Raw genomic sequence first — 18,167 nt, 5'->3', positions numbered from 1 at the left:
ATGAAATGTAGAGTCCATGCGGTTGAAAGACTGCATGGGCTTTTTGTTTGTACAAAAACAAAGCCGTTGGATAGCTTAAAGGTTAGCTTATCCCAGAAAAGAGGCTGTGAAACAATAGTCCCATGAACACGAGAAAGGGTGCCGACGTATTTCGCGTCAGCACCCTTTTCTTTTATTTCTTTAAGCTGGTCCAACCGTCCTTCTGGATGATTTTCCCTTCTTTCATCAGCCGTCCCAAAGCTCTCTTGAATGCAGCCTTGGAAATGCCGAAAGCGTCTTTGATGATTTCCGGCGGAGTGGCATCGCTGTAGGGCATGGTACCCTGGCGTTTTTCCAGCAGGGCCAGGATCCGTTCACTGTCCGTCACCATGGCCTTTTCCTTTACTTCCCGCAGACTCATGTCCACCCGTCCGTCTTCCCGGATAAAAGTGACCCGGCCCGTGACCTTCTGACCGAAGTCCAGACGCCCGCCGGGCACCTCGCTGCGATGGATAAAGGCCAGATACCGCTGGGTGGTCAGCAGGAAGAACCCTTCCGGCAGGATGTTGTACACCGTACCCGTCAGTTCATCACCCACCTTCACGTCCCGGGCCGGTACGGAAGCCCGCACCATATCGTCTTCCACCCGCATGGTCACGGCCTGCCGGCCGCTCTTATCCCGATACAATTTCACCCACACCAGCTGGTTGGGTGAAACATGCCCCCGCATTTCGCTGTAGGGCAGGAACACGCCCCGTTCGGCACCGATATCCACGAAGCCGCCCTGGCGGGTCACCGACAGTACCTTCACATATCCCAGCTGCCCTTCCCGCATCTTGGGAAGCTTCATGCTGGCCGTCATCCGGCCCTTGGCATCCAGGTAAAGATATACCTTCACCTTGTCGCCCACCTTCACAGGATGAGTCTGCTGGTGCTTGTGGAGCAGGATATCGTCAGAGGTATTGCCCGTACCGGCATCCAGGAAAGCCCCGGCTTCGCCCATCCGGGCTACGGTCATATCACTGACATCCCCCACCCGGTAGCGGCCCACCGTCTTTACCGTCACCGGTCCATGCTCTTTCCTCATGCTTCCGGCTCCGTATACGCTTCACTGGGAGCGTCAGCCCACAGCTGTTCCAGGTTGTAGAAGTTCCGCTGGGATTCCTGGAATACATGGGCTACACAGTCACCATAGTCCAGCAGTACCCAGTTGCCCTCGCTGTACCCTTCCTTATGGGCAGGCAGGCGGCCTTCCTGGGCCAGCTTGTCTTCGATGCCGTCGGCGATGGCCCGCACCTGGGTGGTGCTGGGAGCCGAACAGATCATGAAGTAATCCGTTACGGAAGACAGTCCTTCCATGTTCAGCAGCAGGATATCCCGTGCTTTCTTGTCCGCAGCAGCTGCTGCAATCTTGTTGGCCAATTCTTTACCCGTCATTTCACTTTTCCTTTCATCAGATACTGGGAATCCGTTTATGAGGGATCTGCAGTTCATTCAGAGTAGCTGCAATCTTGGAGGGGGTGGTCACCCAGTAACTGACCCCGCCGATATCTCCGAAATCGCCTTTCAGGCTGGCACTCTTTACCCCGCTGTCTCCGAAGAGCCGCAGGCAGTTGGCCGCCTTCACCATCTGGATAAAGTCCATATCCGTTTTCACATATTCAGTGGCCGTACCGATGATCATGGGCAGTTTCACCATGTTGGTCACCGTAAAGGCCTGTTTGGCCAGTGCCTTCATAAAGATCTGCTGCCGTTTCACCCGGCCGATATCGCCCATTTCGTCATGCCGGAACCGGACGTATTCTCCGGCTTTTTCCCCGTTCAGGTGCTGCTGTCCCTTCTTCAGGTGGATCTTCAAATCGGCATAGGGATCCTCGTAATCCATATCCTGCTCCACATTCAGGTCCACACCGCCCAGCATATCCACCACTTTGATGAAGCCTTTCCAGTCCACCTGCATATAGTGGTTGATCGGTACCTGCAGCAGATTGCTGACCGTCTTTTTCGCCAGGGGCACGCCCCCGTAGGCATAAGCCGCATTGATCTTGTCATGACCCCGACGGCCGGGGATGGTTACCCGGGTATCCCGGGGAAGACTCAGTACGGCCACCTGGTTATGCTGGGGGTCGAAGCTTACCAGCAGCATGGCATCAGTCCGCTTGGGGGCATCGGTGCCGAAATCCTCGCTGTCCCCGTCATCAGTTCCCAGGAGCAGTACATTGATCCGCTCAGAAAAGCCCTCGGTCGTCAGGCTGTCATCCCTGGTTGCCGCCACCTGGGCCCGGGACCGGAAGAACCGGTTGTAAATCCTCATGCCGGCTGCGAAGCAGCTGCCCATCAGAAGGCAGATCAGCACCAGGGAAAAGAACAGCCGTCCCTTCCGCAGCCGTTTCTTGTAGCGACGGCCCCCTGTTTTCTTTGGTTCAGTCATTGTTTGCGTTCGCTCCTGTTATTGTTGATTGGCTTCCTGTGCCATGATCAGTTCATTGTACCCGGCCAGGCAGTCGGGATGGATCAGCTGTCCCTGTTCCATCAGATAGGCCATAGTGTGGATGTAGGCTTTCAGCATGCCATATTCCAGGCCCTGGCGCACCTGCTGCCGCAGGGTATCCACACCCTCGAAATCCCGATGGGGTTCGATCAGATCGGCCAGATAGATGACCATGGCCAGGGGGCTCATATGGGCGGCCCCAGTAGTATGATACCGAATGCTGGAGAGGATATCCGGATCCGTGACGCCGAATTCGTGTTCCGCATAATAGACACCCAGTTTGGCATGGATCAGGATGGGCTGGGCTTTTTCCACTTCGTCCAGAGGAATGCCCAGTTCTGCCGCCTTGGCAATGAAATCCTTTTTGGGAATCTGCCTTCCGCTGTCGTGGAGCATGCCTGCAATGGCAGCTTTCTTTTCATCCACGCCGTACAGCCGGGCCAGCTCCACAGCGGTCTGACTCACTGCCACCGTATGGTGGAAGCGTTTGGCCGGCAGTTCTTTTTCCAGCCGGGTCTGCATTTCCTCAAGTTCCATGATATTGCCTCCTATCAAAAAAACAGAGAGCCCCTACTTGCGGTAGAGGTCTCTCTGTTCGATGTATTCCGCTACTGCCTTGGGTACCAGGTTCGCAATCGATTCGCCCCGGCGGACCTTCTCCCGGATTTCCGTGGAGGAAAGGTCCAGTTCCGGTGTATCCACCCAGCACAACCGGGTAAGCCCCTGTCGGGCCAGCCTGGCGCTGACCGCTTCTTTCTGCGGCGCAAACCCGGGCCGGGCCGCTGCCGCAAACGTGGCGTACTCCATGGCTTCCCGGATATTGTGCCAGGTAGGAAGCTGTTCCGCCGAATCGGCGCCGATCAGGAAGTACAGATCATAGAATCGGTGCCAGCGCCGATACAGCTGACGCAAGGTGTCACTGGTGTAGGAAACCCCGCCCCTCCGCAGTTCCATGTCGGATACAGTGCAGAGGGGGTTGTCCCGAGTCGCCAGTAACGTCATGACCAGCCGATCCGCCGAAGGGGAGCACTCCCTGCCCCGTTTGTGGGGAGGGATGTAATCCGGGATAAACAGTACCCGGTCCAGGTGCAGCTGTTCCTGCATGGCCCGGGCAATCATCAGATGCCCGTTGTGGATGGGATCAAAGGTCCCGCCCAGGATGCCCAGCCGCTGACGGCCCATGTGCTCCACGCTCCTTTATCAGGGTGATACCCGTGTATTATAGCAGGGAAAAGAAACGAAAACAAGGTTGCTCCCGTGACAATTTTATGGACAAACGATCCGCTTCCGTTCCTTGAAATAGACCAGCTGTAAGCCAGCCGCCCGGGCAATCTGCTGCCCTGTGGCAAAGTCCCGGCCCACATGTTCTTTATAGTGGGCATCGCTGCCCAACGTGGCGTATTTTCCGCCCAGTTCATGGAACCGCCTGTACAGCTCTATCAGGGGCGGCACCACGCTGGCATCTCCCAGCCGTCTCGTATTGATTTCAATGACCCTGTCCTGTTCGATCAGCAGCCGGAACACCCTGTTCCACAAGTCCGGATGGTCTTTGTAATACAAGTTGGGATCCTCATAGGGCATATACCGGCAGATATAGTCAATGTGCCCGTAGGAATCGAAATCCGGTTCCATTTCCAGGCACCGGACGGAATCCTCCAGATACCGGCGCACCGCCTCGTCCTTGGTGATGCCCCTGTAGGTATCCGGTTCGTACATGTCCAGCCCATCGAAGCAGTGCATGGATCCCACCACTTCATCAAAGGGATACTGCTTCACCATTGCCTTGTCCTCAGCGATGGCCTTGGGCTGCAGCCCCACCTCGATGCCCAGCAGCACCGTGTCGCTGCGCAAGGGGGTATTGTGCCTGAAGTAATCGGCAATGTCGAATTGGAAGCTTTCCGGATAGGAGGGATAATAACGGTCCCAATGCTCCGTCAGGATAATCCCCAGGCCCAGGTCGTGAGCCGCCTTCGCCGCTTCTCCGATGGTCTGCTCCGCATCACAGGAATAATCCGCATGGGTATGGGTATCGAACAGCATGGCATGCCCTTCTTTCTCTTGCAGATATCCGCTTACACGTTGAAGCGGAATTCCACTACATCGCCGTCCTGCATAATGTAGTCCTTGCCTTCCAGGCGTACCAGGCCTTTTTCCTTGGCAGCCTGTTTGGATCCGCATTGCACTAGGTCGTCGTAGGACACGATTTCGGCCCGGATGAAGCCTTTTTCAAAGTCCGTATGGATCTTGCCGGCTGCTTTGGGTGCCGTGGAACCGGCTACGATGGTCCAGGCCCGGGATTCCATTTCTCCGGCAGTCAGGAACGTCTGCAGTCCCAGCAGTTTGAAACCGGCCTTAATCAGACGATCCAGCCCGGCTTCCGTCAGCCCTTCCATTTCCAGGTATTCCTTGGCTTCATCCTTGGGCAGCTGGGCGATTTCCTCTTCCACCTTGGCAGAGATCACAATCACCTGAGCATTTTCTTTGGCAGCGTATTCTTCCAGTGCTTTGACATACGGGTTGCCGGACCAGTCAGCGGCTTCTTCTTCTGCCACGTTGGCCACGTACAGGATAGGCTTGCTGGTCAAAAGGTCCAGTTCCTTCAGGTTCTCCCTGTCATCGTCGGTCAGTTCCAGCCGGCGCACAGGGATGCCTTCGCCCAGGTTGTCGGAGATCTTCTGGAGCAGAGCCGCTTTGGCTGCTGCCTTTTTGTCCCCGGCCTTGATCAGTTTCTGGACCTTGGTCAGTTGTTTTTCCACGCTTTCCAGGTCGGCCAGGCACAGTTCCGTATTGATGATCTCCACGTCACGGACCGGATCGATGGAACCTTCCACGTGGGTGATATTGCCGTCTTCGAAACAGCGCACCACTTCAGCGATAGCATCGGTCTGCCGGATGTGGCTCAAAAATTTGTTTCCCAGACCTTCGCCCTTGCTGGCGCCCTTCACCAAGCCGGCGATGTCCACAAATTTCATTCCTGCAGGAACGATCTTCTTGGAATGGAACATTTTGGCCAGCACGTCCAGACGGGAGTCGGGAACGTCGACCACGCCCACGTTGGGCTCTATGGTACAGAAAGGATAGTTGGCCGCTTCGGCCCCTGCTTTGGTGATGGCGTTGAACAGGGTGCTTTTGCCTACGTTGGGCAGGCCTACGATACCCATTTCCAGATTGGTTGAACTCATGATGATCTCTCCTTCGTGCAAACTATTTTTTATTATATCATAGGTTGGGGATTATGGGTTAGTGATTCGTGGCCACAGGACGCAGGCGGAACTTCTTTCCGCCCGTCAGGTACTGCAGCAGAAACTGTTCCTCCGCCGGGATGCGGCCCAGCACATCCACCCTTTGATCTGCCGGCAGCTCCGTCTTGCAGATTTCCAGCTCTCCGGCGTAGCGGCCGTACCGGCCATTGTCCAGCGTCACATCCCCCGGATGACAGCGCCGGAAGGGAATCTCGGGGATGTCCGCACGCTTCCACAGACTCCTGCTGTTGGCAGTGCGGATTACCTCTTCCGCCTCCTCCGGCCTGGTCTCGTACACATGGGTGGCAAGGATGTCATGGCAGGGCCTCCACTGGAATACTTCCAGGGTCAGCTCCAGCACCCCTTCCTCCAGCCGGCCCAGGGCCTGCAGTTCATCTCTGGTGGGACCGTCATCGCCGATGTAGAGGGCCTCCGCCCCCAGGGCCGCCAGCTGCCGGGCACCGATGGATACACTGCGGTGCCGGTCCTGTTCCAGGGTGGGAAGCCCTTCATACAGAGGGCCCCGTTTCCCAGCCTGACTGGCCACGAAAGCGCCGGACGAAATGCCGTACCGGTGCAGCAGGGCCTCCTGTTTTAGGAAGTAGGGTACAGAAACACCGGTATGAGGATGGGGGTAGAAGTTGTGGAGTGCTTCCACCTTACGGAAATCCACCCCGGCTTCCTGCAATGCTTCCAGCTGTTTTTCCGTCACGGCCGAAGCATTCAGTACCAGGATCCGGCCCGGATATCCACGCTGGAGCGCTGCCACCGCTTCCGGGGCAAAGCCGTCGTCCAGCCGCAGGCAGGTCAGCGTTTCCGGTACCGGTTTGCCAGGCACCAGGTCACCCACGGTAAAAATGCCCAGGGCTCGGGCCCTCTCCAGGAGAGGTGCCACCTGCCGGTCAAAGGCAGCCGGATCCGTTTCCGGAATGTGGAAGGAAAGGAACAACCGGTCCACCCCCAGCCCGGCAGCCATTTCCAGCCGTCCAAGCATCTCGTCCAAAGGCATACCCAGCCCCGGATACAAAGAAATCCCCTTGTGCAATGTCATGGTTCAACCTCCTTGGTCAGAATCAGTGATCAGTGACTGTCGTACGTTCCCGGATCCTCGAACCCCATCACCCATGTGGCCACGAAACCGCCCACGTAGGATACGGCCAGTCCTGCCAAATAAGCGGTTACGCAGGTAGTACTGGGAGCCAGGGGCAGTCCGGAAATCCCCAGGGCCCCGGCGCCCACCTGGCAGGCTGCCTGAACAGCACCCCCCAGGGCTCCGCCGATGCAGGCCCCGATGAACGGTCTCCCCAGAGGCAGCGTCACCCCGTAGATCAGCGGCTCCCCTACACCCATGAGTCCTACAGGCAGAGCTGAAGCTACTACCCTCCTGACTTCCGGATTCCGAGTCTTCAGGTATACCGCCGCAGCAGCACCCACCTGTCCGCCCCCGGCCATGGCCAGAATGGGCAGCAGGATGGTATACCCGTACTGGGCGATCAGCTGGGCGTGGATGGGGGTAAGTCCCTGATGGACCCCCAGCATAACCAGGGGCAGGAAAAGACCGCCCAGGACGAACCCGGTAAGTGCCCCGCCCCGTACTACCGCCTCCGTGGCCGCAAAACCGATGCTCTCGGCGATAAAACCGCCCAGAGGCTGGAACACATACAACGTGGCAAAGGCCATGATACCCAGCACCAGAAAGGGCGTCAGGAACAGATCCAGTGCCTCGGGCACCAGCTTATGCAGCTTTTTTTCCAGCTGGGCTCCCAAGGCCGCCACGATCAGCACAGCCACCACGCCGCCCCGGCCCGGAGTCAGTGCCTGTCCGTGCAGCAAAATGCCGCTGAGTCCGGGATGGCTGATGAGAGCCCCCAAAGCCCCGCCCAGCACGGGCGACCCGCCGAATTCTTTGGCCGCATTCCAGCCCACGAACAGGTTCATGCCCCAAAACACCGTATTGCCGGCCAGACCCAGAATCTGGAACGCCACGTTACGGGCCAGCACCGGATCCAGCCGCCGGACAATGTTCAAGATTCCCGTCAGGAGCCCGCAGCCGATGAATCCGGGGATCAAGGGAACGAAGATGCTGCTGATCCGTTTCAGGAACAATTTGGCCGGAGTGGCGTTCTTTGCCCGGATGGCTTCATGGAGAGCCTTGCCGTCCCCCACTTCTCCCTGGGGAAATCCGTCCTTTACCGGCTGTTCCGTTTCTTTCGTTTCCTGTACAGGCGCTGTCGTCTCCTCCGGTGCCGCCAGCAGGGCGTTGAACGCATCCGTCACCTGGGCAGCCTTGCCCGGTCCCAGGATAATCTGCAGCTCCGGTCCGGCCTGATTCACCCCCATAACCTCTGGAAGCTTCTTCAGGGCCTCCCGGTCCACATCCTGATTTTCCAGTACCAGCCGCAGCCGGGTCATGCAGTGGGTAGCCTGGCGCACATTGGCTCCAGGCCCCACCACAAGCAGGATCTGCCGGGCCAGTTCCTTATTTTCCATGGGCGGCCTCCCATTCCTCCACGGCCTTCCGGGCACTGCCCCGGTTCCGGGCCAGACTCAGCCGTGCTTCCTCCCGGCTGCAGCCCGTAACGGTACACACGATGGAAAGGGCCCGCTCCAGCAATTTTTCATTGGTGGCCCTCACGTCGATCATCAGATTGCCCCGCACCTTGCCCAAACGCACCATGGCCCCGGTGGTGATCATGTTCAGCACCATCTTGGTAGCAGTGCCTGCCTTCATCCGGGTGGACCCGGTAATCACTTCAGGCCCGGGCAATACGGTGAGACACAGATCGGCAATCTTGGCCATGGCGCTCCGGGCGCTGCAGCACAGCCCCAGCACGGCACAGCCCCGTTCCTTGGCTTCCTTCATGCCTCCCAGTACGTAGGGTGTTCGGCCGGAAGCGCTGATGCCCATGACCACATCGCTGGACGTCAGTTCCTTGGCCCAGATGTCGTCGCGTCCCTGTTCTTCGCTGTCCTCGGCCCCCTCTTTGGCCCGGAAGATAGCTTCGTAACCGCCGGCGATCAGCCCCTGGATCTGTTCCGGATCCGTGCTGTAGGTAGGCGGACATTCGACCGCATCCAGGATGCCCAGCCGGCCAGAGGTCCCGCTGCCCATATAGAACAGCCGCCCTCCTTTTTTCAGCCGGTCAGCCACCAGATCCACAGCCAGCGCAATGGCAGGCAGAATCTTCTGCACCGCGTCAGCCACCTTGTGATCTTCCCGGTTGATGATTTCCACCAGTTCCTGGGTGGATACCTTGTCAATGGCAACAGACGCCGGATTCCGCTGCTCGGTGGATAATTTGTCCAAATCGATCATGAAAAAACCTCCTGGTTCGGGTGTGCTATAATAAAGATAATTCTGTACCGTGAGAAGGAGAACAATTATGAAAGCCATCATCAACGGCAGATTTATTTTACCACAAGAAATCACTGAGGGACAGGCACTGACCTTTGACAAAACGCTGCAGGGTTTCACAGACCCGGACCAGCTGCCTGCCGATACTGAGATCATCGATGCCCAGGGTGCCTACGTAGCCCCCGGGTTCCTGAATATCCACATCCACGGCTGCGGGGGCAGCGATGCCATGGACGGCACCCGGGAGGCTCTGGATACCATGAGCCGGCTCCTGGCCTCCACCGGAGTCACGGGCTTCCTGCCCACCACCATGACCTGCAGCGAAGAAGCAATCGACCGGGCACTCTCGGCCATCCGGGACGCCCAGGGCCACGAACCCGGAGCGGAAATCCTGGGGGCCAACCTGGAAGGGCCCTTCATCAGTGAAAAATATAAAGGTGCACAGAAGGCCTGCCACATCCAAAAAGCCCACTGGGAATCCATCGAACCCTATGCAGACATCCTGAAGATCCTGACCCTGGCACCGGAAACCCTGACGGACATGGAGTTCATCCCCCGCTGCTGCAGCCACAAAATCATCGTTTCCCTGGGCCACAGCGATGCTACCTTCGAAGAAGCTGCCCGGGCCATTTCCGCCGGAGCCAGCCACATCACCCACCTGTACAACGCCATGAGCCCCCTGCACCACCGCCGGCCCGGCCTGGTAGGAGCCGCACTGACCCAGCCGGTAACGTGTGAACTCATCGCCGACGGTATCCACATCCACCCGGCAGCCCTGAGTCTGGCAGTCCATGCCAAAGGACTGGACAAGATCGTACTCATCACCGATTCCATGCGGGCCTGTCTCCTGGGTGAAGGGGAAAGCGAGCTGGGCGGCCAGAAAGTATTCGTAAGAGACGGCCGGGCCACCCTGGCGGACGGCACCCTGGCGGGCAGCATCCTGACCATGGAAAAAGCTGTCCAGAACATCTGGAAGTTCGCCCACCTGACCCTGCCCCAGGCAGTGCAGCTGGCCACGGCCAATCCGGCCCGGGAGCTGGGATTCTCCGACCGGGGGACCCTGAAAACAGGTCAGCGTGCTGATCTGGCGATCTTCGATGACGATTTCAACATCCTGCAGACGTATAAAAAAGGAACCTGCATCTTTCACCGCTGAAAGATGCAGGTTTTTTCTTTTCTTTGTAATTACACGGCAAGGCTCATGGCATCCAGTCCCAGTTCTTCCCGCACTTCTTCCCAGATCACCGTTTTGGCTTTCCGGAAACCGTTGAAGGTGGTGGCAGAAGCAGAAGTATAGGCGCCGCATACGGGTACCAGCAGCACATCCCCCACTTCCAGGGGTTCCGTCATCTTACCCCGGAACATGATGTCCAGAGAGTCGCAGCTGGGACCGGCAAAGGTAGCCGGGATTTTCTTACCTTCCTTGAAGCTGATCAGTTTGAAATCCCACTGGTCGAAGATGACGCCGGAAAACGTGCCGTAGATACCATCATCCAGGAAATACCAGTTCTGGCCGTTCCGTTCGTTTTCGCCGATGACCCGGGTAATCAGGTTCACCGCCGTGCCGCACATATACCGGCCCGGTTCAGCCCAAATCTCCAGGTCACTGAAATCTTCCCGCAGACGGGCAGCCACCTGATCCAGGAGCGCCGTCAGGTTGTAATGGACGCCGGTTTCCGGAATGGGGAAACCCCCGCCGATGTCCAGTACCCGCATGGAGAGACCGGCCTTCCGTGCTTCGTCCATCAGCTCCTTGGTGATATCCATGGCGTGGAAATAGGGATCCGCAGCTACAGTCTGGCTGCCTACATGGAAGGCGATACCTGCCACATCCAGACCGGCTTCTTTCGCCTTCAGCATCAGTTCCAGAGCCCGCTCCCGAGGACAGCCGAATTTCTTGTTCAGATCCACATGGGCCTGGGCATTATCGATGCGCAGCCGCAGCAGCACCGTGGCACCGGGGCAGTGTTCCGCGATTTTCCTGATTTCACTTTCGCTGTCGTAGGTCATCCGATACACACCGGCATCCCGGCAGGCAGCAAAGCCCGCATCCAGTTTAATGGGGTTGGCGTAGATCATCCGGTCACCGGACACCCCCAGCTGGCTCAGGGTACGGATTTCTCCGTCGCTGGCCACATCGAAGCAGGCGCCTTTATTTATGAGCAGATCCAGAATATGCAGATCCGGATTTGCTTTCATTGCATAATGGATTTTCAGTTGCGGGATGTGTTCCCGCAGGATATCATAGTTTTTCTCAACCTGCTCCAGAGAAAGCACCAAAAGAGGCGTGCCATACCGTTCAGCCAGGCTGGTGACAGCTTCTTGAGTCAATTGGAAAAAACTTTGTTCGTTCATTATCCATCCCCCTTTGGACCTTCCGGGCCCGCAACGTTTCGTGAGCGTCCTTTCCGGTCTACCTTAAATTCGTAGTTCATTATACTACGGATTGAAGAAAGTGCAAGAGAAAAAACGAGGAAAAAAGAGGAGATTTGAGGAGTTTGAAGGAGTTTCAAGAAAAATATTCATGGATATGGTTTTATTCTAAAATCCGCTCTTTTATTCCATATTGCCTGATTTTCCCCAATTGAAGGCGTATGAGCCCGTATGGAGCCGCATGGTCCAGATTGTACCAAACAAAACACCCGCCCAGAAGGACGGGTGTTGTATAATTATTCAATTGTAGCGAATAATTGAACTTTATCAAGAGTTCACGCCGGTGATCACATCACAGCCCATGTACTTGCGCAGCACTTCAGGCACCACTACAGAGCCGTCAGCCTGCTGGTAGTTCTCCAGAATGGCGGCCACGGTACGGCCTACAGCCAGCCCGGAGCCGTTCAGGGTATGCACGTATTCCGGTTTGGACTTGGCATCCCGGCGGAAGCGGATATTGGCCCGGCGTGCCTGGAAGTCTTCCGTATTGGAACAGGAGGAAATTTCACGATACTTGTTCTGCTGCGGGAACCAGACTTCCACATCGTAGCACTTGGCAGCGGAGAAACCCAGGTCGCCAGTACACAGGCATACCACATGGTAGGGCAGGCCCAGCAGTTTCAGGCATTCTTCCGCATTGTTCACCAGTTTTTCCAGTTCGTCATAGCTGTCTTCCGGTTTGCAGAACTTCACCATTTCCACTTTGTGGAACTGATGCTGCCGGATCAGGCCCCGGGTATCTTTCCCGGCGCTGCCCGCTTCTGCCCGGAAACAGGGGGTCATGGCAGTCAGATAGATGGGCAGTTCCTTGCCGTCGATAATTTCATCCCGATAGTAGTTGGTCAGAGGCACTTCGGCGGTAGGAATCAGGTACATATCCTGCCCTTCCACTTTATACATATCTTCATGGAATTTCGGCAGTTGGCCGGTACCGGTCATGGAAGCCGTATTCACGATATAGGGCGGGATCACTTCCGTATAGCCATCTTTCCGGGTGTGCTGGTCCAGGAAGAAGTTGTAGACAGCACGTTCCAGACGGGCACCGGCCCCTTTGTAATAGTAGAACCGGGCACCGGAAACCTTGGCAGCCCGTTCAGAATCCAGGATGCCCAGCTGTTCACCGATATCCCAATGGGCTTTCGGTTCGAAGTCGAAGTGTTTGGGTTCGCCCCATTTGCGGATTTCCGGATTTTCCGTGTCATCCTTGCCCACCGGTACGTCAGCAGCCGGCATATTGGGGATGGTGAGCATCACCGCATGGAGCCGTTCTTCCACTTCCTTCAGTTTTTTATCCGTGGCAGAGATCTTTTCGCCCAGGGCACGCATGGCCGTAATCTTATCCGTAGCGTCTTCCCCATTGCGCTTCATCTGGCTGATCTCGGCGCTGACCGTATTCCGCTGGTTCTTGTCAGCTTCCACTTCCTGGATCAGCGTACGCCGATCGGCATCCAGCTGCTTGAATTCCACCAGATCCACTTTGGCATGGCGGTTTTTCAGCATCTGTTCCACTTTTTCCGTATTATCCCGGACAAATTTCAAATCTAACATAATGAGTACCCCCAATAATTCTATGCAATACTCCTGTCATTATAGCACAAATGGCCCTTACAACTCCATATCTTCTTTTTGGGCCAGGGCTGCGAATACCTTGTCCATATCATCGGTGATGGACAGGGTCTGGGCCTGGAGGTGTACTCCCAGCGGATCCCGGTTCAGGATTACCAGATACCGGCCGTGGAAATAATTGATGAAGGAAGCCGCCGGGTACACGGTCAGGCTGGTACCGGCGATGATCATCAGATCCGCTTCCGAAATGGCCCGTACGGCCTTCTCCACTGCCTCATCAGGCAGCATCTCTTCATATAGGGTAATGTCAGGCCGGATCACACCGCCGCAGCTGCAGTGGGGCACCGGTTCCTTTGATTCGAAGATATAGTCGGACGGATACACCTTGCCGCAGCTCATGCAGTAGTTCCGCAGGGCACTGCCATGGATTTCGTACACTTTTTGGCTGCCCGCCTTCTGGTGCAGTCCGTCGATATTCTGGGTGACGATACCCAGGAATTTCCCCATTTCCCGTTTTTCCAGTTCCGCCAGATATTTATGGGCATTGTTGGGCTGGATCTTCCGGGTATCCATCTTCTGCCGGTGGAATTCGAAGTAAACCCTGGGTTCGTTCACCAGGCAGCTATGACTCAGCAGATATTCCGGCCGGTACTGTTCGAACTGCACATCGTGCTGGTTATAGAGCCCGTCCTTGCTGCGGAAATCCGGTATGCCGCTGGCAGTACTGACCCCGGCCCCGCCGAAAAACACGATGCTCTTCGCATCCCGGACCCACTGATCCAGGGTATCTATATCTTTTTTGAATTCCTGTTCATCCATCGTACCCTCTCCTTTGCGATAACCTGTTTCCATTATACGCCAAAGCAGGAAGAAGGCACAAAAAAAAAGAGGAGGTGTGAAGAAAGAATTTTTTCACACTTCCTCTGCCATTTTATTCTGCTACTTTCAGATCCAGCAGACTCACATATTGCTGGCCTCCGTGCATATCTTTTTCACTGCGCGACCCTTCCGGCGGACGGCGGGGGAAACTGAGTTTCACCACCTGGATGTCCGGCAGTTCAAAAATCCTGATTTCTTCCGGTTTCACCTGGAACATCTCTGCAATAGCCATTTTGCTGTCCATCAACGTCCGGGCAATTTTCCGGGTATCTTCCACGTTTTTACAGAAGGCGTCCACAGTCAGCCAAAAAGGACCCGCATTTTTACTCCGCAAATACCGTACTGTCTGTTCGATGGTTGCCATATGATTCCCTCCTTTAGATTTCTTCCTGTACAAACCGCACCAGCTCCAGCGGATCATCCACATCCACTACATGGAACAGCTTGAATTCATAAATCTTTCCTCGTTCGATTTCTGCCGGTGAAAACGCAAAACCGAAAGAAGGCATCTGTTTGCCAGGGAACATATTGTAATGCAGCAGCAGCGGATTGAACGATTTGGCGACCTGGGTAGCCAGGGCCTGATCCCGAGCCGTCACCGTCAGCAGCAGCCCGATTTCCTCCGGAATATATCCGTCCTTCACCGGCAGCCCGCTTACTGCATTGTATCCGTAGGGTTTCAGATTGAAGTCATAGTTCTTCCGGTCCACACCCATCTTCGTCAGTTTGTCCACACCGTTCTCCGTGATTTCCATCAGGAAACGGGGCAGTTCCCGCAAGACAGCCCGATCCCGGATACCCACGAGGGAGAGGGTCTGATAGCCCACCGGTCCGGACCCTTCCAGTTTCATGGTGTAGGGCCGTTTCGTCAGCACGGTTCCTTCCACCCGGACGCTGCGGCTGTCCACGGCGGTATAGGTAGTATGAGTGGTGTCGATCTGGATACCCGGTTCCGTCAGATGCACTGGATCGGAATTTTCATACAGCAGATGAGCCGACACTGAATAGGGGCTGACCGTAGCCCCGGGCGCCACAGCCTTTACCGTAAACCCTTTGTCATCCAGTTCCAGGAACGCACCTCCCTGGAGCCCGGCTGTAGTGCACAGGCCGCCGCATTCCGCGATTTTGGCCGCATGCCAGCAGCTGGCCGGGTCTGCCCCTTTCAGCAGCGGGTAAAATGACATGATGGCAGTATCCGTAGACCGGCCACACACGATGATATCCGCCCCCATTTCCAGGGCTTTCTGGAAGGGTTCGGCTCCTGCCAGAGCCACGATGTGAGTACAGGCATCGAATGTATCTTCCGTGATATCCGGTGCCCCGGTCAGTGCATGGACCTTGCCGGACCGGTATTTTTTCTTCAGCACCTGGGCATCCTGTTCGGAATAGATCTTGACGATTTTCTTGTTCCGGATTCCTTCTTCCGCACAGATTTCCCGAATCAGCCGCACATTGAGATCCACGCCTTCGTCAGATCCGCAGGTCCCGGCACTGCCGATGGCCATGGGGATTCCCAACTGGTCGGCACCCACTACCATCCGTCTCAGGTCACGCTTCAACGCCCCTGTCATATATTTTCCATGACCCGTCCCCAGGTAATATGGCCCGGAATCCGTACTCCCTGCATCACAGCAGATGATGTCCGGCTTCATTTTCATTCCTTCGGCAAATGCTTCTTCTGCAATTCCCAGTCCCACAGCCCCATAAGGGACAAACAATCTGATTGGTTCCATACCATAGCCTCCCTTTCTTTTGCGTCTGGCTTCCATTGCTTTATGGTTTCAGTATAGTCATACTTGTCCATAAAGTAAAAGTCTAATATAATGATATAGACATATAAAATTTCTTATGTTTTGCTGAAAGAGGGATTGCTTTATGTTCAATGAACGACAGCTCAACGCTTTTGTAAAAATCTGTCAGGAAAAGAATATCACACTGGCAGCCAGGAAGCTTTTCATCTCACAGCCCGCCCTGAGTCAGACCGTCAGACAGCTGGAAAACGAAGTTGGAGCACCGCTTTTTATCAGACATCAGAACGGCGTCACCCTTACCCAGGCGGGTACGGTCTATTATACGGCCTGCAGGGACATGCTCCTGCTCCACAGTACAGCCCTGAGAAAGATCCAGGACTTAAAGGATTCCAACAGCGGTACCATCACCCTGGGACTTTCCACAGTTTCTGCCAGATTTCTCCTGCCCGTCTTTCTTTCCCGTTTCCAGAGCCTGTTCCCCCTTATAGAATTATCCCTGGTTGAAACTCGTGTGAAAGAAGTTTCCCGTCTTCTGCTGGAAGGAAAAATCGATCTGGGACTGACCTATCTTACAGGGGAGCCGAATTTGACCTACCAGCAGGTGCTCTGTGACCGGATTTTCCTGGAAATCCCCCCTGCAATCCCCACAAATGGACTTCCGGTCCAAAAGCAAAGAGCCGGGATTCCCCAATTGGCTTCCCCTGATTTTCTGGACGGACAGCCTTTTATCCTTTTAAAACAGGAGCGAGGGATGAGGCAGCTGGCTGATGCTTTTTTCAGGCAGCATGATCTCCATCCCCGTATTGTCCTGGAAACAGACAGCATCACCCTGGCTCACGACCTGGTCCAGAAAAATCTGGGTTTTACCTTCCTGCCCGGTATTGCCCTTCCGGCTCTGTCCGCTGGACAGCAGATCCGTATCTGCGAATTTGCAGATGCGCCTCTGACCCGTACTCTTTACATGGCCTACCGGCAAAATCAGTATATGACCCGTGCCCTCTCGGCACTGATCCAGCTGATCGGGGACTGTGCAGGGGCACCATCCGGATGTACCGCTGTTGGATAAAAGCTGTTCCGTCAATTTTTCTTATCTGTGGCCGCACTCGTCCATTTCAGACTGTCCACACTGTGATTGATCACATCCTGCTGATCTTTTTCCCCCAGCTGCATATAGTCCAGGGAAAGGAACATGCCATCCTGCAGGAACACATAGCCCAGGCTCTTGCCCCCAGGCGTCACTTCCTCCTCCACAATGCAGGGCCGTCCAGCTTTCCTGGAAAAATAGGTCACATTCTTCTTCAGCGGCATTCCAGGATGGATCTTTGCCCACTGGGCCTGCCGTTTTTCAGTCATAAGCCGGCCCAGGTTCTCCTGGTCCTGGGCGCACAGGCCATCCAGACTGTCGGGCAGGAATGCATACTCCATATAGTCCTGGAGAGGCTTGTAGATCACCCCGGTGATCAGCTGGTTGTCCAGGTGCAGCCGGTTCAGCTGATGGGGGTCCCCCGGGTCCGCAGCCTTCTGGATGTCCACGCTGCCGTAGGGGATCTCGTAGGAAACTCCGCTGTGGGGCACATCCACCCGCTCGTAAGCCGTAGGGATTTTCAAACTTTCCAGGCTGGTCTGGAACGCTTTCTCCAGAGCCGGAGTCATGTCCTTTTCCGGGGCCAGCAGGGTGAAGGAGTACAGGTTCTTCCGGTCGGCGAAGAAATACCGGTCGGAGAGTTTTCCGTCCTCCATCTGCCTGATGTGGATGCCATCCCGGCCGGCAAAAGTACCAAGAGTGCTGTCTTGTACTGCAAGGCCCCTGGCTTTGGCCTCCTCCTGATAAGTCCGGTAGGTAATGTCCAGCATCACCCGTTCCGACTGGAAGGGTTTGGCCTGAGTCTGGCCATCGGTCTTCATCATGGCCCCATTGGCCATATATACCAGCAATGCATTCCCCTTGCCGGCCCGGATCAGGACGTCCTGATGGTCCCTGCCCCGGCCGTAGACTCCCTGCAGCCTGAACCCCTCCGGCAGAGTAAACGTGACCCCGTTGTGAGGATCCGTGCAGGTGGCTGGCTTATCGGGCTGAGCTCCATAGCGACTCAGCAGCATGGCCCGCAGGTCCTTTTCCAGGTTTATCACTGGTGCTGGCTCCATCTGAGACGCCGCTCCTGCCCAGAGCGGCAGGCACAGCATCCACCCCAGGCACAGCAGCAGGCCCTTTATGAAACAAGTTCTCATAGCATATCTCCTCAAGGGGCAGAGTCCCCATTCTGTAAAGTCAATACAGTTTTATTATAATCCATTTTTACGTCCGTTGTCAGCGGGCCGCAGCCCCAGGGAGCAATCAAAACTACCCGTATAACGGGTAGTTTGCTCTGCGGCTATAAGCCGCGTTACCTGCCTCGGCCTTAAGGCCCTAGATTTAAAGGCTACCAACCGCACTACATTTCCTGGCAGCCCCTCACTCGAGGGGCTTATTT

The 18,167-nt window shown here is 55.9% G+C and carries 18 protein-coding genes; 2 read left to right on the top strand and 16 right to left on the bottom strand.

From position 1 onward, the window contains the following. Positions 1-172: 172 nt before the first annotated feature. The 10 genes from ACR0QW_RS03055 to murQ all read right to left on the bottom strand — a co-directional run bounded on the left by ACR0QW_RS03055 (position 173) and on the right by murQ (position 9,028). Positions 173-1,066, bottom strand: coding sequence for a CvfB family protein (locus ACR0QW_RS03055; protein ID WP_432642258.1), 894 nt, complete (start codon positions 1,064-1,066; stop codon positions 173-175). Then, entirely contained in the window at positions 1,063-1,416 is a 354-nt protein-coding gene (gene rsfS, locus ACR0QW_RS03050; RefSeq protein WP_432642257.1) for a ribosome silencing factor, read from the bottom strand. The genes ACR0QW_RS03055 and rsfS overlap by 4 nt, the downstream gene beginning before the upstream one ends. A 16-nt stretch (positions 1,417-1,432) precedes the next feature. Beyond that, on the bottom strand, positions 1,433-2,410 hold the full coding sequence (locus tag ACR0QW_RS03045) for an LCP family protein (RefSeq protein WP_432642256.1): 978 nt from the start codon (positions 2,408-2,410) through the stop codon (positions 1,433-1,435). An 18-nt stretch (positions 2,411-2,428) separates the two neighbouring features. Then, positions 2,429-3,007 carry a bis(5'-nucleosyl)-tetraphosphatase (symmetrical) YqeK gene (gene yqeK / locus ACR0QW_RS03040; RefSeq protein WP_432642255.1) on the bottom strand — a complete coding sequence of 193 codons (579 nt, stop codon included), beginning with the start codon at positions 3,005-3,007 and terminating at the stop codon, positions 2,429-2,431. Positions 3,008-3,040: 33 nt separating this feature from the next. Continuing rightward, positions 3,041-3,652: a nicotinate-nucleotide adenylyltransferase gene (gene nadD, locus ACR0QW_RS03035; RefSeq protein WP_432642254.1), complete on the bottom strand. Its 612-nt coding sequence runs from the start codon at positions 3,650-3,652 to the stop codon at positions 3,041-3,043. An 84-nt stretch (positions 3,653-3,736) separates the two neighbouring features. Further along, positions 3,737-4,510 carry a histidinol-phosphatase HisJ family protein gene (locus ACR0QW_RS03030; RefSeq protein WP_432642253.1) on the bottom strand — a complete coding sequence of 258 codons (774 nt, stop codon included), beginning with the start codon at positions 4,508-4,510 and terminating at the stop codon, positions 3,737-3,739. Positions 4,511-4,542: 32 nt separating this feature from the next. After that, positions 4,543-5,652 carry a redox-regulated ATPase YchF gene (ychF, locus tag ACR0QW_RS03025; protein WP_432642252.1) on the bottom strand — a complete coding sequence of 370 codons (1,110 nt, stop codon included), beginning with the start codon at positions 5,650-5,652 and terminating at the stop codon, positions 4,543-4,545. Between the two features lie 58 nt (positions 5,653-5,710). Then, positions 5,711-6,763, bottom strand: coding sequence for a MupG family TIM beta-alpha barrel fold protein (locus ACR0QW_RS03020; RefSeq protein ID WP_432642251.1), 1,053 nt, complete (start codon positions 6,761-6,763; stop codon positions 5,711-5,713). A gap of 29 nt (positions 6,764-6,792) precedes the next feature. Continuing rightward, positions 6,793-8,202: a PTS transporter subunit EIIC gene (locus ACR0QW_RS03015; RefSeq protein WP_432642250.1), complete on the bottom strand. Its 1,410-nt coding sequence runs from the start codon at positions 8,200-8,202 to the stop codon at positions 6,793-6,795. Then, on the bottom strand, positions 8,192-9,028 hold the full coding sequence (gene murQ / locus ACR0QW_RS03010) for an N-acetylmuramic acid 6-phosphate etherase (RefSeq protein ID WP_432642249.1): 837 nt from the start codon (positions 9,026-9,028) through the stop codon (positions 8,192-8,194). Before murQ ends, ACR0QW_RS03015 begins: the two co-directional genes overlap by 11 nt. Before the next feature lie 67 nt (positions 9,029-9,095). Here murQ and nagA point away from each other — a divergent pair, with 67 nt between their 5' ends. After that, positions 9,096-10,223, top strand: a complete 1,128-nt coding sequence (nagA, locus tag ACR0QW_RS03005; RefSeq protein ID WP_432642248.1) for an N-acetylglucosamine-6-phosphate deacetylase — start codon at positions 9,096-9,098, stop codon at positions 10,221-10,223. A gap of 29 nt (positions 10,224-10,252) precedes the next feature. Here nagA and ACR0QW_RS03000 read toward each other — a convergent pair whose 3' ends face one another. The 5 genes from ACR0QW_RS03000 to ACR0QW_RS02980 all read right to left on the bottom strand — a co-directional run bounded on the left by ACR0QW_RS03000 (position 10,253) and on the right by ACR0QW_RS02980 (position 15,678). Beyond that, positions 10,253-11,422, bottom strand: a complete 1,170-nt coding sequence (locus ACR0QW_RS03000; RefSeq protein WP_432642247.1) for a type III PLP-dependent enzyme — start codon at positions 11,420-11,422, stop codon at positions 10,253-10,255. 345 nt (positions 11,423-11,767) lie between these two features. Beyond that, positions 11,768-13,048 (bottom strand): serine--tRNA ligase, encoded by a 1,281-nt coding sequence (gene serS, locus ACR0QW_RS02995; protein WP_432642246.1) that lies wholly within the window; start codon positions 13,046-13,048, stop codon positions 11,768-11,770. 57 nt (positions 13,049-13,105) lie between these two features. After that, a complete protein-coding gene (locus ACR0QW_RS02990; protein ID WP_432642245.1) occupies positions 13,106-13,885 on the bottom strand; it encodes an NAD-dependent protein deacylase in 780 nt (259 codons plus the stop codon). A 112-nt stretch (positions 13,886-13,997) separates the two neighbouring features. After that, on the bottom strand, positions 13,998-14,309 hold the full coding sequence (locus ACR0QW_RS02985; protein ID WP_432642244.1) for a DUF4387 family protein: 312 nt from the start codon (positions 14,307-14,309) through the stop codon (positions 13,998-14,000). A 13-nt stretch (positions 14,310-14,322) separates the two neighbouring features. Further along, entirely contained in the window at positions 14,323-15,678 is a 1,356-nt protein-coding gene (locus ACR0QW_RS02980) for an acyclic terpene utilization AtuA family protein (protein ID WP_432642243.1), read from the bottom strand. A 142-nt stretch (positions 15,679-15,820) separates the two neighbouring features. Here ACR0QW_RS02980 and ACR0QW_RS02975 point away from each other — a divergent pair, with 142 nt between their 5' ends. Then, positions 15,821-16,762, top strand: coding sequence for a LysR family transcriptional regulator (locus tag ACR0QW_RS02975; RefSeq protein WP_432642242.1), 942 nt, complete (start codon positions 15,821-15,823; stop codon positions 16,760-16,762). 11 nt (positions 16,763-16,773) lie between these two features. Here ACR0QW_RS02975 and ACR0QW_RS02970 read toward each other — a convergent pair whose 3' ends face one another. After that, complete coding sequence (locus ACR0QW_RS02970) at positions 16,774-17,925, bottom strand: hypothetical protein (protein WP_432642241.1); 1,152 nt, start codon at positions 17,923-17,925, stop codon at positions 16,774-16,776. Positions 17,926-18,167: the final 242 nt, after the last annotated feature.

Origin of the sequence: Acidaminococcus sp. (genome assembly GCF_050873445.1) — a bacterium.
In the GTDB taxonomy this organism is placed as follows: domain Bacteria; phylum Bacillota; class Negativicutes; order Acidaminococcales; family Acidaminococcaceae; genus Acidaminococcus.
This window is presented reverse-complemented; position numbering and strand designations above follow the sequence as displayed.

Bases quoted from the DNA above. Each gene is read 5' to 3' on its own strand.
- nagA (WP_432642248.1), top strand. From the start codon at position 9,096: ATGAAAGCCATCATCAACGGCAGATTTATTTTACCACAAGAAATCACT.
- ACR0QW_RS03045 (WP_432642256.1), bottom strand. From the start codon at position 2,410: ATGACTGAACCAAAGAAAACAGGGGGCCGTCGCTACAAGAAACGGCTG.
- yqeK (WP_432642255.1), bottom strand. From the start codon at position 3,007: ATGGAACTTGAGGAAATGCAGACCCGGCTGGAAAAAGAACTGCCGGCC.
- ACR0QW_RS02980 (WP_432642243.1), bottom strand. From the start codon at position 15,678: ATGGAACCAATCAGATTGTTTGTCCCTTATGGGGCTGTGGGACTGGGA.
- murQ (WP_432642249.1), bottom strand. From the start codon at position 9,028: ATGATCGATTTGGACAAATTATCCACCGAGCAGCGGAATCCGGCGTCT.
- rsfS (WP_432642257.1), bottom strand. From the start codon at position 1,416: ATGACGGGTAAAGAATTGGCCAACAAGATTGCAGCAGCTGCTGCGGAC.
- ACR0QW_RS03055 (WP_432642258.1), bottom strand. From the start codon at position 1,066: ATGAGGAAAGAGCATGGACCGGTGACGGTAAAGACGGTGGGCCGCTAC.
- ACR0QW_RS02970 (WP_432642241.1), bottom strand. From the start codon at position 17,925: ATGAGAACTTGTTTCATAAAGGGCCTGCTGCTGTGCCTGGGGTGGATG.
- ACR0QW_RS03000 (WP_432642247.1), bottom strand. From the start codon at position 11,422: ATGAACGAACAAAGTTTTTTCCAATTGACTCAAGAAGCTGTCACCAGC.
- ACR0QW_RS02975 (WP_432642242.1), top strand. From the start codon at position 15,821: ATGTTCAATGAACGACAGCTCAACGCTTTTGTAAAAATCTGTCAGGAA.
- ACR0QW_RS02990 (WP_432642245.1), bottom strand. From the start codon at position 13,885: ATGGATGAACAGGAATTCAAAAAAGATATAGATACCCTGGATCAGTGG.
- serS (WP_432642246.1), bottom strand. From the start codon at position 13,048: ATGTTAGATTTGAAATTTGTCCGGGATAATACGGAAAAAGTGGAACAG.
- ACR0QW_RS03030 (WP_432642253.1), bottom strand. From the start codon at position 4,510: ATGCTGTTCGATACCCATACCCATGCGGATTATTCCTGTGATGCGGAG.
- ychF (WP_432642252.1), bottom strand. From the start codon at position 5,652: ATGAGTTCAACCAATCTGGAAATGGGTATCGTAGGCCTGCCCAACGTA.
- ACR0QW_RS03020 (WP_432642251.1), bottom strand. From the start codon at position 6,763: ATGACATTGCACAAGGGGATTTCTTTGTATCCGGGGCTGGGTATGCCT.
- ACR0QW_RS02985 (WP_432642244.1), bottom strand. From the start codon at position 14,309: ATGGCAACCATCGAACAGACAGTACGGTATTTGCGGAGTAAAAATGCG.
- nadD (WP_432642254.1), bottom strand. From the start codon at position 3,652: ATGGGCCGTCAGCGGCTGGGCATCCTGGGCGGGACCTTTGATCCCATC.
- ACR0QW_RS03015 (WP_432642250.1), bottom strand. From the start codon at position 8,202: ATGGAAAATAAGGAACTGGCCCGGCAGATCCTGCTTGTGGTGGGGCCT.